17 protein-coding genes and 1 pseudogene are annotated in these 15019 nt (G+C 71.6%); 6 read left to right on the forward strand and 12 right to left on the reverse strand.

The window, feature by feature from the left end; translation table 11 throughout:
* Nucleotides 1–36: 36 nt before the first annotated feature.
* The gene (locus OP04_RS29890) at nt 37–1053 is read right to left on the reverse strand and encodes a hypothetical protein (protein WP_033343194.1); all 1017 of its coding nucleotides are present in this window, start codon (nt 1051–1053) and stop codon (nt 37–39) included.
* Nucleotides 1050–2423, reverse strand: a complete 1374-nt coding sequence (locus tag OP04_RS29895; RefSeq protein ID WP_085066880.1) for an aminopeptidase P family protein — start codon at nt 2421–2423, stop codon at nt 1050–1052. The genes OP04_RS29890 and OP04_RS29895 overlap by 4 nt, the downstream gene beginning before the upstream one ends.
* Nucleotides 2424–2707: 284 nt before the next feature.
* Between OP04_RS29895 and OP04_RS29900 the strand changes: the two genes are divergently transcribed.
* On the forward strand, nt 2708–3244 hold the full coding sequence (locus OP04_RS29900; protein ID WP_033343196.1) for a YbhB/YbcL family Raf kinase inhibitor-like protein: 537 nt from the start codon (nt 2708–2710) through the stop codon (nt 3242–3244).
* 368 nt (nt 3245–3612) lie between these two features.
* Here the strand turns inward: OP04_RS29900 and OP04_RS29905 are convergent, their stop codons facing one another.
* From OP04_RS29905 to OP04_RS56860, 6 genes and pseudogenes are all read right to left on the reverse strand, one after another.
* The gene (locus OP04_RS29905; protein ID WP_033343197.1) at nt 3613–3807 is read right to left on the reverse strand and encodes a ferredoxin; all 195 of its coding nucleotides are present in this window, start codon (nt 3805–3807) and stop codon (nt 3613–3615) included.
* Between the two features lie 2 nt (nt 3808–3809).
* Nucleotides 3810–4991: an NAD(P)/FAD-dependent oxidoreductase gene (locus OP04_RS29910; protein ID WP_033343198.1), complete on the reverse strand. Its 1182-nt coding sequence runs from the start codon at nt 4989–4991 to the stop codon at nt 3810–3812.
* Between the two features lie 126 nt (nt 4992–5117).
* Nucleotides 5118–6335, reverse strand: coding sequence for a cytochrome P450 (locus OP04_RS29915; RefSeq protein ID WP_033343199.1), 1218 nt, complete (start codon nt 6333–6335; stop codon nt 5118–5120).
* A 71-nt stretch (nt 6336–6406) separates the two neighbouring features.
* Nucleotides 6407–7054: a TetR/AcrR family transcriptional regulator gene (locus OP04_RS29920; protein ID WP_051799335.1), complete on the reverse strand. Its 648-nt coding sequence runs from the start codon at nt 7052–7054 to the stop codon at nt 6407–6409.
* Nucleotides 7055–7109: 55 nt separating this feature from the next.
* A complete protein-coding gene (locus OP04_RS55905; protein WP_033343200.1) occupies nt 7110–8327 on the reverse strand; it encodes a hypothetical protein in 1218 nt (405 codons plus the stop codon).
* A 103-nt stretch (nt 8328–8430) separates the two neighbouring features.
* A pseudogene (locus tag OP04_RS56860) lies at nt 8431–8634 on the reverse strand (MerR family transcriptional regulator); the annotation flags it as partial.
* A 56-nt stretch (nt 8635–8690) separates the two neighbouring features.
* Here OP04_RS56860 and OP04_RS29930 point away from each other — a divergent pair.
* Together OP04_RS29930 and OP04_RS29935 are read left to right on the forward strand one after the other, a co-directional pair.
* Entirely contained in the window at nt 8691–9623 is a 933-nt protein-coding gene (locus OP04_RS29930; RefSeq protein ID WP_033343201.1) for an alpha/beta hydrolase fold domain-containing protein, read from the forward strand.
* Nucleotides 9624–9636: 13 nt separating this feature from the next.
* Complete coding sequence (locus tag OP04_RS29935) at nt 9637–10026, forward strand: ester cyclase (protein ID WP_033343202.1); 390 nt, start codon at nt 9637–9639, stop codon at nt 10024–10026.
* A gap of 53 nt (nt 10027–10079) precedes the next feature.
* On the opposite strand, the gene OP04_RS29940 is transcribed toward OP04_RS29935, so the two are convergent.
* Nucleotides 10080–10538: a peptidoglycan-binding domain-containing protein gene (locus tag OP04_RS29940; RefSeq protein WP_033343203.1), complete on the reverse strand. Its 459-nt coding sequence runs from the start codon at nt 10536–10538 to the stop codon at nt 10080–10082.
* A 226-nt stretch (nt 10539–10764) separates the two neighbouring features.
* Here OP04_RS29940 and OP04_RS29945 point away from each other — a divergent pair, with 226 nt between their 5' ends.
* The 3 genes from OP04_RS29945 (at nt 10765) to OP04_RS29955 (ending at nt 12891) form a co-directional block, all read left to right on the forward strand.
* Nucleotides 10765–11775 carry a helix-turn-helix transcriptional regulator gene (locus OP04_RS29945; protein ID WP_033343204.1) on the forward strand — a complete coding sequence of 337 codons (1011 nt, stop codon included), beginning with the start codon at nt 10765–10767 and terminating at the stop codon, nt 11773–11775.
* On the forward strand, nt 11775–12320 hold the full coding sequence (locus OP04_RS29950) for a hypothetical protein (protein ID WP_033343205.1): 546 nt from the start codon (nt 11775–11777) through the stop codon (nt 12318–12320). Before OP04_RS29945 ends, OP04_RS29950 begins: the two co-directional genes overlap by 1 nt.
* Before the next feature lie 106 nt (nt 12321–12426).
* Entirely contained in the window at nt 12427–12891 is a 465-nt protein-coding gene (locus tag OP04_RS29955; RefSeq protein ID WP_198154029.1) for a RidA family protein, read from the forward strand.
* Nucleotides 12892–13217: 326 nt separating this feature from the next.
* Here the strand turns inward: OP04_RS29955 and OP04_RS29960 are convergent, their stop codons facing one another.
* Genes OP04_RS29960 through OP04_RS29970 form a run of 3 tightly spaced genes read right to left on the reverse strand, consistent with a single transcriptional unit; the run spans nt 13218 to nt 14984 of the window.
* The gene (locus tag OP04_RS29960) at nt 13218–13691 is read right to left on the reverse strand and encodes a hypothetical protein (RefSeq protein ID WP_033343207.1); all 474 of its coding nucleotides are present in this window, start codon (nt 13689–13691) and stop codon (nt 13218–13220) included.
* A 44-nt stretch (nt 13692–13735) separates the two neighbouring features.
* Nucleotides 13736–14665, reverse strand: a complete 930-nt coding sequence (locus OP04_RS29965) for a WXG100 family type VII secretion target (protein ID WP_033343208.1) — start codon at nt 14663–14665, stop codon at nt 13736–13738.
* Between the two features lie 4 nt (nt 14666–14669).
* Nucleotides 14670–14984 carry a hypothetical protein gene (locus OP04_RS29970; RefSeq protein ID WP_033343209.1) on the reverse strand — a complete coding sequence of 105 codons (315 nt, stop codon included), beginning with the start codon at nt 14982–14984 and terminating at the stop codon, nt 14670–14672.
* Nucleotides 14985–15019: the final 35 nt, after the last annotated feature.

Genomic DNA, 15019 nt, shown 5'->3' on the forward strand with positions numbered 1-15019 from the left:
GCACACCGCACACCACAGGCAGGAGGGAAGATGACCTCAGGACTTGAGCTCATCAAGCAGGGCCGCCAGTCGCAAACCATCCTCGGCAACAACAGCTCGCAACCGCACCCGTTCCACCTCCGGAAGCTCCTCCAGCGCCTCCACCACCACCTGACGAGCCTCGTCGGCAGGAATCGCGAGCAACGTCTCCATGCCCTCCGGCGTGATGCCCTGCCACCAGACGTCCGTCAGCCCGGTCGCATGGCGGTAATCAGGGCTGGCGGTCATGACCCGCACCGCCGCGGCCGGGCCAAGCGTGTCGATCAAAGAGTCGATGGTGACCTGCGGCGTGAAGCACCAATTGCTGATCGACGTGCGAGCCGTGCGCATCGCCGCGACAAAGCGCGCATGCTGCTCCTCCGTACCGGCCGCGAACAGCAGCAACCCATGCATCCGGCTGCCCGACGTCGGCGGACAGGCCGCGAACCACTCCGGGATCGCGGCGATGTCCTCGTCCACCCATCGCGCCTGGTCCGGAACCAGGAACGACGTCGCGATGCGCTGCGGCAACGGGCCTTTGCGGTATTCACCCAGCGCCGCAACGGCCGCCGCATAATCCACATCAGACAGAGTAGCCAGGTACGCACGGACCCGCCGGGCCACCACACGCATCATGTCCTCGTCGTCGACGCACTGCCGATCCTCCGGCACCGACCCGAGCGAACGCCGGAAGAGCGTCACCTCCCGCCGGAGCGGATGGAACATCATGCCGGACAGCTCGGCCACCGCCCGCGCCGCAAAGACCACGCCACCGGTCACGATCCAGGCGTCCGCGCAGGTCTCGCCGAAGTACTCGCCCAGGAACAGCGCGCACGCCCCGGCCCCACGCGGTGTCAGCTCGTCGCCGCGCATGTACCGCCGGGCGTCCTCGCGCAGCTCCGGATGGTATTCGGCCTCGGTCGGCGTGCCCCACAGTTCGGAGTGCACCAGCAGCTCACGCATCCGGTCCGGTGCGGCCGGGTCCACGACCGGCGCGGGCATCGGGCTGCCGTCCCTGCGCGCTATGAGATTCACGGCAGCCTCGGTCCTGCCTCACGCTGCGCGGCCAGCCACGCCTCGACCTCCGGCGCCGAGGACGGCAGGCCGGCCGACAGGTTGCGGTGGCCGTCCGCCGTCACCAGCACGTCGTCCTCGATCCGGATGCCGAGACCCCGCAACTCCGCCGGGACCAGATCGTCCTCGGGCTGGAAGTACAGGCCGGGCTCGACCGTGATCACGAATCCCTCGCCGAGCGCGCCGTCCGTATACACCTCGTCGCGCGCCGCGGAGCAGTCGTGAACGTCGAGGCCGAGCATGTGACCGAAGCTGTGCAGCGTCCAGCGGCGATAGACCATGGACTCCTTCGACATCGCCTCGTCCACGCTCACCGGCAGCAGGCCCAGGTCGTGCAGCCCTTCCGCGAGCACGCGCATGCAGGTCCGGTGGATGTCGAGATACTTCGCGCCGGGCCGGACCGCGGCCAGGCCGGCCTGCTGCGACGCGTACACGATGTCGTAGACCTGGCGCTGCAACGGGGAGAAGACGCCGTTGACCGGCAGCGTACGCGTGATGTCCGCGGTGTAGAACGAGCGCGCCTCGACGCCCATGTCCATCAGCAGCAGCTCGCCGGGCCTGGTCGTGCCGGTGTTGTGGATCCAGTGCAGGATCGTGGCGTGCGCGCCGGAGCCGACGACGCTGCCGTACCCGACGTCGTTGCCGTCGTGCCGCGCCCGCAGGCCGAACACGCCCTCCAGCAGCCGCTCGCTGACGCCACGGTCGGCCGGCAGCACCCGCGCCACGTCCTCGAAGCCGCGCACGGTCGCGTCCACCGCCTCCTGCAGCTGCGCGATCTCCCACTCGTCCTTGACCAGCTTCAACTCCGAGATCGCCTGCGCGAGCGCGTGGTCCCGGTCCGGCTGCCAGGCGAGGACCGCGGCGTCCACCACCGGGTCCAGGCCGCGCAGCACCCGGGCCTGCGCGGGCGCGGCACCGGCCAGCGCGGCATCGCGCTCCCCCAGCGACCGGACCTCGATGCCCAGCTCCGTCGCGCGCTCCCCGAGCGAACGCCGCCGCCCCACCCACAGCTCGCCGTCACGGTTGCGGAAGAACGCATCCGTCTCCCGGGAACTGCGATCATGTGCATAGAGCACCGCGTCGTGCCCGGAACCGTTCGGGTGCAGGACGAGCACGCCGTCCGGGTCACCGTCGCCGGTCAGGTAGACGTAGTCGCTGCCCGGCCGGAACGGATAGTCGGTGTCGTTCGCCCGCACCTTCTCCTTGCCGGCCGGGATGACCAGCGTCTCCCCAGGAAACGCGTCGGAGAGCGCCGCCCGGCGCTTGGCATGGTGCGCGGCCTCGGGCCGGACCGCCACGTCGAGCGCGTCCTCCCGCCACCCCGACCGCATGAACTGCAGAAACGCCTCCGGCAGCCCCGGAACGCTCTCATCCTTGTCAGCCACCGCGCAGCCCTCCTCCCGACACACTCTGCCAACCTGACCCTAGGCGCGCCGCCCTCCCCCACGCGCCCCACACGCCGAACCACCCCAAGACCCGAAGAGCGACAACCCATATTCCCGCTTCCGGCGTGGTCCGGCAGCGTTGCTCCCGCGGGCAAACCTCGCGCCGGGCTCCGCTGGCGCTCCGCACGACGCGAGGAGCCGGTTCCGCCGACCGATGAAGGAGACACACCATGGCACCGAGCATCGGCGGGCTTCTGCGGCGGGTCCGGGCCGGTACCACGCACAGCGTCTGGGTGGCGCCCACGTTCGCCGGACCGGAGTCGATCGCCGTGACCAGCCCGGACTTCGCGGACCGCGGGCCGCTGCCGTCCTGGGCCGCGGCCGGCAGCGCCGGCGACAACCGCCCGCCCGCGCTGCGATGGACGGATCCGCCGGAGGGCACCGCACAGCTGCTGCTCATCCTGGAGGACACGGATGTGCCGCTGCCGCGCCCGATCGTCCACACCGTCGCCGTGCTCCCGGCGGAGCTGCGCGCGCTGGACGACTGGACGGCCCCGGCGGTGCGATTCCTGAAGGCGTCGTTCGGCCGGACCGGCTATCAGGGACCGATGCCACCACCGGGCCACGGCGCGCACCACTACGACTTCTCGCTGTTCGCCCTGGACGCGCCGCTGCCCGCCGAGGCCGCCACGATCGGCGCGGTGCGCAGGACCGTCGCCGGGCACGTGCTCGCCCGCGGCCGCACGACCGGCACCTTCGAACGCTGACGGTCGGGCTGCGGCCGACCCGCAGGCCACTATGTACCCAGACGAGCGCGACGTTACTGAGTCCTCTTGGCACCGTCGAAGTGACGCCTCGCGGGCATGAAAATTCTTCAGCTTCGGGCCGTGGCGGCGCCTGTTTTCCGGTCAGCTTTCGGCGCCAGGGTGAGGATGCCGCGGCCATCAGGCCGCTATTTCCTGAAATTTCGGGCAGAGAGTGTCCGAAGGTCGAGGCGGGTCTGGACCTCGACGCCGAAAGCTGACCGGAACAGGCCCCACCGCGAACCACGGTCGAAGGATTTTCACGCCCGCGAGGCGTCACCCGAAGGGGTCAGGTGGACTCAGTACAGACGAACGCGGCGCGCGGGTGCGCGCTACTCGTGAACGGTGATCGCAGCCGCGGGGCAGACGGCGGCGGCCTCGCGGACCTCGGCGGCCAGGCCCGCTGGTGGCTCCGGGTCGAGCAGCACTACCACGCCGTCCTCGTCGCGCTGGTCGAAGACGTCCATGGCGGCGGTGACGCACGAGCCGGCGGCCACGCACCTGTCCTGGTCGATGGAAACCTTCATGATCATCCCTTCGGTGGAACGGGTACGGGCAGCAACAACTGGCGGTGCTGGCGGGCCTGCTTCGGCATGTTCCAGCCGAGGACCGCGGCCGGCCGGTCGCCGAGGTGGTAGACGCCGACGAACCGCCCGGACTCCGGCGAGCCGTCCACCACGCCGAAGCGCATCTCCGGCGTCGGCGTGCCGTACACCTGGATCTTGACGTGGAACTGGTCGGTCCAGAAGTAGGGCACGGGCGTGTACGCCCTGTCCGCGCCGAGGATGTTCGCCGCGACCAGCATGGCCTGCTCGGTGGCGTTGGTGCGGTTCTCCAGGCGGATCGACCGGCGCAGGTGCTCGTGGTGGAAGCGGGCCACGTCGCCGACCGCCCACACCCCGTCCGCGGCCAGGCACCGGGAGTCGCAGACCACACCGTTGTCCAGGTAGAGGCCGCTGCCGGCCAGCCAGTCCGTCGCGGGCGCGGCGCCGAACGCGATCACCACCACGTCCGCCGGCAGCACCTCGCCGGTCGTCAGCCGCACACCGGAGGCCCGGCCCTCCGACACGACGAGCCCGTCCACGGCGGTGCCCAGCCGCAGGCGTACCCCCTGGTCGGTGTGCAGTTGACCCAGCAGCGCGGAAACCTCGTCGCCGAGTTGGAGACGCATCGGCGCGGCCTGCGGGCCGACGAGCGTGGTGTCGACGCCGAGACCGACCGCGGTCGCGGCGATCTCGCTGCCGAGCACGCCGTCGCCGACCACCACCAGCCTGCGTCCGGGCTCAAGATCTTCGCGGAGGCGCAGCGTGTCGTCCAGGCCGCGCAGTACGTGCACGCCCGCGACACCCTCGCTGCCGGGAAGGCGGCGCGGCGTGGCACCGGTGGCGATCACGATCGCGTCCCCCCGCACGGACATACCACCGGAGGTGGTCACGGTGCGAGTCGCCGAGTCCAGGGCGACCGCCCGCTCGCCGAGCCGCAGGTCCGCGCCGAGCAGCCCGATCGCCTCCGCGGTCCGCAGCGCCGCCCTGTCCGGGTGCCAGGCGCCGGAGAGCACCTGCTTGGACAGCGGCGGCCGGTCGTAGGGCGGGTGGATCTCGTCGCCGATCACGGTCACCGCGCCGTCGTGCCCGAGCCGCCGCAGCGCCTCCAGCGTGGTCAGCCCGCCCGCGGACGCACCGACGATGACCACATGTCCCGGGACGCTCATCGCGGCACCGCCGGCAAGGACGCCACGGACACGCCCACGACGACCACACGTGCCGGGGCGCTCATCGCGGCACCGCCGGCAAGAACGCCACGGACGTGCCCACGATGATCACGTGCTCCGGCGCGCTCATCGCGACACCGGCAGCGAGTAGGCGCCGTAGACGAACCCGTCATGCTTGAACGGGATCGCCTCAAGATCAGAGGCAAGGGCCAGCGTGGGTACGCGCCGGAGCAGCGTCTGGTAGGCGATCTGCAGTTCCAGCCGGGCGAGCGGCTGGCCGAGGCACTGGTGGACGCCGTAGCCGAACGAGGCCTGCATCCGCGCGTCCCGGGTGATGTCCAGCCGGTCCGGGTCGGTGAAGACGTCCGGGTCCCGGTTCGCGGTCTCGTTCACCACGATGATCGCCTCGCCCGCGCGGATGGCCTGCCCGGCGATCTCGATGTCCTCCAGCGCGACCCGGCGCAGCCCGCCGTGCGTGATGGTCAGGAACCGCAGCAGTTCCTCGACGGCGGACGCGATCAGCTTCGGATCGTCGGTGTCGCGCAGCAGCGCGGCCTGTTCCGGGTGCTGCAGCAGCGCCAGCGTGCCCAGCGTGATCATGTTGGCCGTGGTCTCGTGGCCGGCGAACAGCATCAGCACGCCCATGTTCGCCGCGCCCTGCCGGGTCAGCTCGCCGTTGTTCACGCGCTCGACCAGGCCGGACAGCAGATCCTCGGCCGGGTGGATCATCTTCTCCGCCAGCAGCCCGTCCAGGTACGCGGCCAGGCGCTGGTGGGCGGCCGCGCGATCCTCGGCCGTGGTCGTACGGTTGATGAGCAGTTTGCTGTTGTCCTGGAAGAACTCGTGGTCGTCGTAGGGGACGCCGAGCAGCTCGGAGATGACCAGTGACGGCAGCGGCAGCGCGTAGGCGTCGACCAGGTCCACCGTGTCCGGGCCGGCGAGCAGGTCGTCGATGAGGCGGTCCGCGATCTGCTGCACGGCCGGGCGGATCGTGTTCATCCGCTTGATCGTGAACGCCGACGTGACCATGCGGCGCAGCCGGGCGTGCTCCGGGTCGTCCATCAGGATGAAGCTGGTGTTGCTGCCGCGCTCGTCCTGGGACTGGCCGGCGTGCACCTCGGCGGCGGACATCGTGGGGGTGCCGTTGCCCGGCACGACGCTGACGGCCGGGTGCCCGAGGACCTCGCGGTGCGCGGCGTGGCCGGTGACCAGCCAGGGCGTGCTGCCGTTCCACAGCCGGACCCGGGTCAGCGGCCCTTCCTGCTGCCGGGCGCGCATGGCCGGCGCCGGGTCGAGCGGGCATTTCGCGTCGCGGGCGATGTCGTACTCGGCGATCTGCGTCAACGCTTCTCTCCTCGTTCGGGTGTGCACTGTGGACAGTCAAGGCGTGCTCGGGCGCTCGCGGCCGTTGCCGGTCAGGCGTTCTGGACGGCCGGGCCGAGCAGCTGGCAGACCGTGCCGGTGAGCAGGTCGAGCGGGTCCGGGTCACCGAGCGACAACCCGGTCGCGAGCCAGGCGAGCAGGATCGTGCGGGTGTGCAGGACCACCGTCAGTGCCCGCTGCCGCGCCTCCGACTCCGGCACCCCGGGCCACCGCTCCCGGTCGGCCGTGAGCATCGCGGTGTAGCGCTCGTGCTCGGCCACATATCGCCCCCGGGCCGCGTCCGCGGTCCGGTCGGTGACGGACAGTGCGACCGCGCCCTCGACGTGGATGACCCGCAGCACCGGGGTGATCGCCTGCCAGTCCGGCACGGTGTCGTCCAGCCAGCCGCGGATCGTCGCCGGAGTCCACGCCGGGAGCGCGCCGAGCGCGGCGAAGATGTCGCTCATCGCGTCGTACACCCGGGTGGTCAGCGCTTGAATGATCTCGGTCTTGCCGGGGAAGTGCGCGTAGACCGTCACCCGCGCGACCCCGGCGGCGCCGGCGATGTCGTCCATCGTCGCGTCCAGGAACGACTTCTCCGCGAACACGGTCAGCGCCGCGTCCAGCAGCCGCTGGCGCGTCATCCGCTTCTGCTCTTCCCGCAGACTCCCCCGAGCCCTGCGCAGCCCGACCTCCGCCACGCATTCACCGTACGCCGTGTCAGTTGGGCGTACAAGATGTACGGCTAATCGACGGTCACCGACCCCGCATGCTCCGCAGCACGCGCGACTCGCTCTCGTCCCAGGTGACGCGGGAGAGATCACGGTCGGGAAACGTCAGGTCGTTCGCGCACAGCAGCAACAGCATCCGGCGATCGCAGGCGACCGCGAACTCGGCGGCCGAATCCGCGGCCGACGTGTCCTCCGCATAGCGACGGACTCCGACCTCACCGAGCGCGCTCGGCGTGTCGATCTCGCCGTCGACGACGATCGTCCGGTCCGGCGGCGCACCCGCCACGCCGATCGACTGCCAGTCCTCGACCGCGCGAGCGGTGTGAAACGCAGACGACGTGTCGAGCGCCAGGAACACCGGATGCGTCGAGTCGACCGTGTGCGCCACCCAGTTGTCGTCGACGTACGAACCGATCGACGTGATCGAGTCGTAGGCGCCGATCGTCCACGCGCGACTGCCTGTCTCAGCGGACCGTTCCCGTTTGTCATAGAGGCCGGGGAAACCGGCCGCCGCCATGATGGTGACGAACAACTCGGCCCGGGGAAGAAGCGCTGCCCGCAACGCCTCCTCGAAGTCCAGCACCCAGGCGGTTCTCGGCGACAGGCCACGCCGCTGCAACTGCTCCCGGGCCAGACGCCGGATCTCGTCGACGTCGATCGCCGGCACCGGCCCGCTCGCGGCCGGCGGTCGCAGCCGCGCGGGATCGACCCGGTGTTTCACCGCCAGTCTCACCAGGTCGGCGAGCGCCTCGCGGTATCCGGCCGCGTTGCCGGGGACGAGCGGCGCGTCGAGGACGTTCGTGCCCCACGGCTGATCCACGTGCAGCACGGACCGGCCGTCGGCCGACCATCCGTACCCCTTCTGGAAGAACTGGTGCGCCTGGCCGTCGACCGCCAGGATCCGCCCGCTCATCGTGTGGGTCGACCGGCCGGTGTCCGGGTCGGTCCAGTCGTGCCGGGTCTCGCCGAAGAGCCAGCCGTCGAAGACGTGAAAGACCTCTTCCTCGCTGGCATACCCTCCGAAGAACTTCTTCCGCATGAACCTCCGGCGGAACTCCACCGTGACGTCCACCGGGATGTCCAGGTCGGCCAGCGCCTCGGCCAGCAGGCGCGCGGCACCGACCACCTCCGCCTCGGCGGCGGCGTTCTCGTCCGCGGTTCTCCGCTGCGCCGCCGACGAACTCTGCCGCGCGGCCTCCTCCGCTTCCTGAGCCGCACGAACCTGATCGTCGAAACTGCTCACGCCGCGAAATCCTACGCCCGTCGCGGCAGCCGGCCCTGACGCCGCCGAATGCCGACAGAGTCGCTATTCGCCGCGCGGAGGCGACCAGTTCGGCGTACCGGCGGATATCCCCGAGCAGCATCCCGCAGGACCGGAACCGGTGGCACAGCCGCAGCCACTCGACGTCGAAGGCCGAGTAGCGACGCCGGCCGTCGCTGCCGCGCGCCACCGGCCCAGGCAGCACTCCCTCACGCTCGTAGTAGCGCAGCGTATGGGATGCCGAGCCCGGTCCGTTCGCTGACCTCACCGATCGAGAGATCGTCGTCACTCACCCTGACTCCCTGTCTTGATCTAGAGCGGACTCTAGGTCATAGCGTCGCCGGCATGACCTTGTCCCTGGATCCCGAACTCGCAGCCGTCTCCGCGGGCGGCACGTCGTCCGAGCCGCTCGTGCCCGGCGACTGGAAGACCTGGCGCGACGCCGTCGCCACCGTGTACCCGCTACTCACCGCCGGCCTCGACCGGCCCGACGTCGCGCACCGGGTCCGCACCGCGACCGCGGCCGACGGCACGCGAATCGACCTGCACTGGTTCGCCCCGGCCGACACCATCGGCACCACCGCGGCCGTGGTGCACGCGCACGGTGGCGCCCTGGTCGCCGGGCAGGTCACGCACTTCGCCCCGTTCATCGCACGGTACGTCGCCGAGGCCGGCGTCCCGTTCCTGTCGGTCGAGTACCGGCTGGCGCCCGAGGCGAGCGGCTCGACCCCGGCCGACGACGTGTTCCTCGGCCTGACCTGGCTGCGGGAGCACGCCGGCGAACTCGGCGTCGACCCGGCCAGGATCGCGGTGATGGGCGAGAGCGCCGGTGGCACCCTCGCCGCAGCAACCGCCATCCGGGCCCGCACGGAGGGCATCCCGCTCGCCCGGCAGATCCTCGTCTACCCGGTGCTCGACAACCGCGAGGTGGCGCCGGACCCGGAACTCCTGCCGTTCTCCGCCGACCTCTACACGCTCAAGATCACCCAATGGCGGAGCCTGCTCGGCGACGCCTGGTCCGGTGACGCGCCCGCCACGATCGTCCCCGCCCGGCTGGACGACCACGCGGGCCTGGCCCCGGCCTACGTCGAGGTCGGCGAGCTCGACGCGCTGCGGGACGAGGCCGTCGCGTACGCCGGGCGGCTGTGGTCGGCCGGGGTGAGCGCGGAGCTGCACGTCCTGCCCGGCCTGACCCACGGCTGGGACCACATCGCCCCGTCCATCGGCATCCACGCGGGCGTGCACGCCCGCCGCGTCGCCGTCCTTCGCTCCCTGTAGAGAAGAGTCCACATTGAGCACCGACCTGCGCGCCCTGTACCTCGACCACATCGAGGCCATCAACGCCCGCGAGTTCGACCGGATGGCCGAGTTCGCGCACGACACCATCGTCTTCAACGGCGAGCCGGTCTCCCGCGACGATTACGTCGCCACGATGAAGCAGCACATGAGCGCCGTGGACGGCTTCGTGTGGCGCCTCGACGACCTGCTCATCGAGGGTGACCGGGTGGCCGCCCGGCTGACCGACACCGGCACCCCGGTGACGGAGTGGCTCGGACTGCAGCCCACCGGACGCAGCGTCACCTTCACCGAGTACGCGTTCTACCACTTCCGGGACGGCCGCTTCGCCCACATGTGGTACCTCCTCGACGCCCAGGCCATCGCGCGGCAGCTGGCGGGCTGACCGGACGGCCGGTGCGCACGGCGGGTGTGCCGCCCGCACCGGCCGCCGAATGGTCACCGGCGGGCGCACCACTTCTGCGGCGCGCCGCCGTTCGCGTGGTCGTAGACCTGGAAACGGAACCAGGAGCTGGTCTTCGGGCCGAAGCGGCCGTCGACCGCGAGGCCGGCGCCGTCCTCCCAGTTGAGGATGTTCTGCGCGTTGCGCACACCCTGCTCGGTCAGCGGGCCGAAGTCGGAGTCGGTGGCGAGGCTCTGCCCGTAGCACACGTTCAGGCTCTCCTGCAGGGCCAGCACGCCGACGTTGTTCGCGCCGCGCGCCAGGACGCAGTCGAAGTTCCAGGAACCCGACCCCACCGACGGTACGTGACGGTAGAGGTTCCCGGCGTAGTGGACACTCGTGAAGCTGTTGCATCCGACCTCGGCCGCGGCGGCCGGTGTCGGCGCGGCCAGCACCCCGGCGGTGGCCGCGAACGCGAACGCCGCCGCGGCGGCCCTGTTGACAATCGTCCTCATCGCACACTGCCTTCATTCGATGGTCGGCCGAGCGGGACCAGCTCGGCTCCGGTCGCGACACAGTGGGCCATCCGACCGCCACGTCCGTCGAGATCCACCGTGGATCCGGTTGCGCAGGTGCGCACCGTTGCGCATCTGCGCAAGAAATCGGCGGACGGTCTTGGCAGCGCGGCCCGGACACGATTGGGTGGTGCCAGTCATTGACTGTCACGGGGGTGCAGTGAGGATGAACGGGGTCGTGCCGTGCCTGGGCCGGTGGGGGCTGTCGGCGCACGCGGATCTGACGTACCGGGCGCTCGCGTTGCAGGGGCCGGAGACGGCGCGGGCGCTGGCCCGGCGGCTCGGCGTCGAGCCGGGCAGGATCGACCGGGCACTGGACGAGCTGGCCGCGGCCGGTGCGGTGCGGGTGCGGGCCGACGGCCGGGACCGGTTCTGGCACCCGGTCCCGGGCGACGTGGTGGTGTCGTCGCTACGGCGGCGGCGTGTCCCCGAGGCACTCGACGCGCGACTGCACCGGCACGTGGCCGCGGTGTCCGGCCTGCACCTGGACCGGCTCCCGGCGGCGTCCGTGTCCCGGCTGCCGAGCCGGGCCGCCGCCCGCGACCGGATCGCCGGGCTGGTCGCCACGGAACGCTGCGAACACCTGACGATCAACACGGAGTACGAGTTCAGCGCGGGCGCGGCCGCGGCGGCCTCGCCGCTGGACCGGTCGCTGCTGGCCCGGGGCGTCCGGCTGCGCACGCTCACCCCGACGCCGCCCACCGGTGGTCACGCCGCACCGCTCGCGGCCGGCGCCGAGCACCGGGAGGCGGCCGCACTCCCGGTGAAGCTCATGGTGTTCGACCGGCGGGCCGCGCTGCTCCCGGCGGACCCGGCCGACTTCGACGCCGGGGCCGTGCTGGTCACCGACCCGGACGCGGTGGCGGACCTGACGCGGCTGTTCTACCGGTTCTGGAGCACCGCCCGCGACATCTACCAGCCCGAGGCACCCACGATCATGCTCAGCATCCGGGAACAGGCCATCATCGCCCTGCTCAGCGACGGTCACAGCGAGGCGTCGGCCGCGGCCGAGCTCGGCCTGAGCCGGCGCACGGTCGTCTACACGCTGCGTGCCCTGATGGACCGCCTGGGTGTCGACAACCGCTTCCAGCTCGCCCTGCTCCTCGGCGCCGCCCGCGCCGTCCCCCTGCCCGAAACCCGTCCGCCGGCCGCCCGGCAGCCAGAGGAGAAATCCTGATGTTTCGCCGTCGAATAGCCCTGTTCGTCGCGGCCCTGACCGCCGTGCTCGCCGGGCCCGCGCCCGCGTCGGCGGCGGATCCGGTGCCCTGGACCATGGCGCCGTGCGCCACCGCTTACCTGGAGGGGGTGGCAAAGGACAGCGGGGTTGGCTGGTTCGTCCTCGACGGGCTGGCCGTGCCGTGCGAGCCCACGGTCGCCGGGAGCGGCATCCGGGTCGCCGTCTACCGACCGGACATGACCGTCGGAGAGTCGACGGGCTACCAGGTCCGGCTGTTCAAGAACGCGGAGCCGCGCCGTTTCGGCGTGGCGGTCATAAAGCCGGAACCCGGCGAGTACGGCGTCTGCGTCCTCGCCGGCGAGATGTCACGCATCGCCTGCACCCGCGTTGTCATCGCGGCGAACCGCAACACCGCCACGAGCACCTTGTTGGACATCGACGATCCGCTGGTCACCAAGGAGGTCGACGCCGCACCGTACTCGGGCGACATCTACCCGCCGCCGCCGAAGGGCGCCCCCACGCCGACCTGCGGCACCTGCTTCTGATGTACGCCTCCCCGGGAACAGCACAAAGCACGCCTTGATCACAGTGTGCCGGCCACCGGTCCACGAATTGTGATCAAGAATGGCGGGTATGAGCCCGGAGGATCGTGTGCGTGAGCTTGGCCTGGACATTCCCGACTACACGGACCCGCCGTACGGCGGCCGCTACGGCCAGGTGCTGCCGTACCGCCGGATCGGGAATCTGCTCCTGCTGTCCGGCCTGACACCGGAGGACCGGGCCGGGAACCGTGTGCATCCGGGCCGTTTCGGCGATGACCTGACCGTCGCGCAGGGCTACGAGGCGGCCCGGCGCACCGCGATCAACGCGCTCGGCCTGATCCGGCTCGCGGTCGGCAGCCTGGACCGGGTCGTCGCGATCGGCCGGAACCTCTGCTATCTGCGGACCACGGACGACTTCGAGGATCTGCACCTGGTGTCCGCGGGCGTGTCGGAGTTGTTCATCGACGTGTTCGGACCGGAGCGCGGGAAGGCGGCGCGGGCCAGCATCGGTGTGGCCGCGCTGTCCCGGCACAACTGTTTCGAGCTGTGCACGGACCTGGAGGTCGCGGGCTAGCGAAAGCGGCTGTCAGCGGACGCCGGCCGGCAGGGTGGCCTGGGCGACGAGTTCGCCCTTCGAAGACGGATCAGCCGCGCCCGCTCCCGACTGATATCGCTGGTGGCGGCCATGCGCTGGCTACTCATGCGCTCACCCCGCTACGGCTGGCCGGTTGCCGGCCGACCCGGGCGCCGGTGCCTGCGGTCGGGGTGGCTGCGAGCTGGGCGGGTCTCGGCGCTGGGGACCGCGTCGATGTCGCCGAGCGCACGGGCCAGAGTCTGCGGCCGGATTCCTGTGCCTGACGGCGCGCGACGCGAAGCGCCGCGGCGCCGTCAGGTGCGGGCCTACGCGACCAGCGACGACAGGACGACGAGGGCGCCGATGAGCGCGACGAGGCCGAGGATCGCGCAGAGGTTGATGGCCGCCATCGCCACGCCCTTGACCCCGTTGGTGAGCTCGCTGCGGCCGACGCTCATGTTCGCGATGAACGCCGGCACCCCGAAGATCGCACCGAGAAGGAGCCCGCTGAACGGGATGAGGAGCACCGGCAGCAGCAGAAGCGTCCTCAGGAAGCCCGGAAGTGCCGGGCCGGTCGGATAAGCCGCGTCGATGGACTGGATGGTCGGAAAGGGGTCGGCGAACCCGCGCTTGAGCTTGACGAGGATCGGCGTGCCGGTGATGCCCGGCAGCAGCCAGTCACTGCCCCTGAGCCGCTGAGCAGGCATCCCGTTGACCGTGAGGGCCGCCCGGCCGATCGGCGGCAGCGTGACGGAAACCCACCCGGCAACGCCGTGGATCATGATCGGTGTGGTGTGCACGAGCGGTGACCCTAGGGCTGTTTCCCGTTGCCACACAAGGAGATTCAGAACGGTTCCTCGCCGATCACGGGAGAGGTTACCGGGGAGCTTTCGCCCCAGACGTCCTGGGTTTCGACGAGCCATGGGGGGACGCGGCGGGACATGCCGCCGCCCTCGGCGCCGGCGCCCATCATGCCGGGGCCCATCATCGGGGGCATGAAGCCGCGGCCGGCAGCTGCGGTGCCGCCACCGGTTGCGGCGGCCACGCCGGGGGCGGCCACGGCGGCGGTGGCGGCCACGGCCGTGGCGGGCGGCGCGGCGAAGGACGGCAGGGCACCACCGCCGCCGGAGAAGCCGCCCGAAGCTCCCGCAGAGAAACCACCCGCGGAAACCCGGGACGACGGTACGGCGGCGGTGCCCTTGGCACCGGGTGGGGTGCCGGCCGGAAGGGTCCGGATCGCGGCCGCGGCGGCCGTGGCGGCGAGGCCGGCCGGCATCAGGCCGCCGAACAGTGGCGGCCGGCCCGTGACCGGTGCGCCGGTGACCGGGTCCACGTCCGCCACGGCCGGGTCCGCGGGCAGCCGGGCCAGCGCCACCCGCAGCGCGTCCGTGATGGTCTGGTACCGGGTGGCGAGCGTGGCCATGACCAGCATCGCCTGCCGGTGCGCGGCCCCGCCGCCGACCGGGGGCATCGTGGTCCACGCGGTCTGCAGCGCCTCGGCGGCCGCGTACATCAGGTCGCGCACCTGACCGGCCGCCTCCGCCACTGTGGTCGCGCCGCCGGACAGCGCGCCGGTCATCTGGCGGTGGCGGTCCGCGGCCGGGCCGGTCCAGGACTCGCCGGCCGGCGTGATGTCGTGGCCGAGCTCGTGCAGCGACGTCGCGATCACGGCCCAGGTGTCCGCGGCCGCGCGCACCACGTACGGGTTCGCGGCCGCGAGCGCCCGGATCAGCTCCTCGTGCGGCCACCGCGAGAAGTCAGGAGGCTGCTGCATCGACTCAGACCGTTCCGAGGTAGGTGTCGGCGGCGGCCTGGTCCGCGTCGCGGTAGCCGGTGGCGATCGCGCCGGTGACCTCCTCGGCGAAGCCGAGCGCGGACGCGATCGCGACCGTGAGCCCTTGCATGTGCCGGACCAGCGCGGTGTGCGCGTCGGTCAGCGCCTGGGCCTCCGCGAACGCGCCGAGCGGCGGCGGGACCGCGTCGAGTGCGGCGAGCCGGTCGGCCGGGTGGCGCAGCGCGTCGCGGGCTGAGGCCAGGCCGGCGGCGTACGCCTCGAGCGCGGCCGGTTCGACCCGATAGCCGTCGGTGGTCACGATGCCTCCCTCACAAGCACGATGCCTTCCTCACA

The sequence above is a fragment of the Catenuloplanes japonicus genome (genome assembly GCF_000717135.1).
In the GTDB taxonomy this organism is placed as follows: domain Bacteria; phylum Actinomycetota; class Actinomycetes; order Mycobacteriales; family Micromonosporaceae; genus Catenuloplanes; species Catenuloplanes japonicus.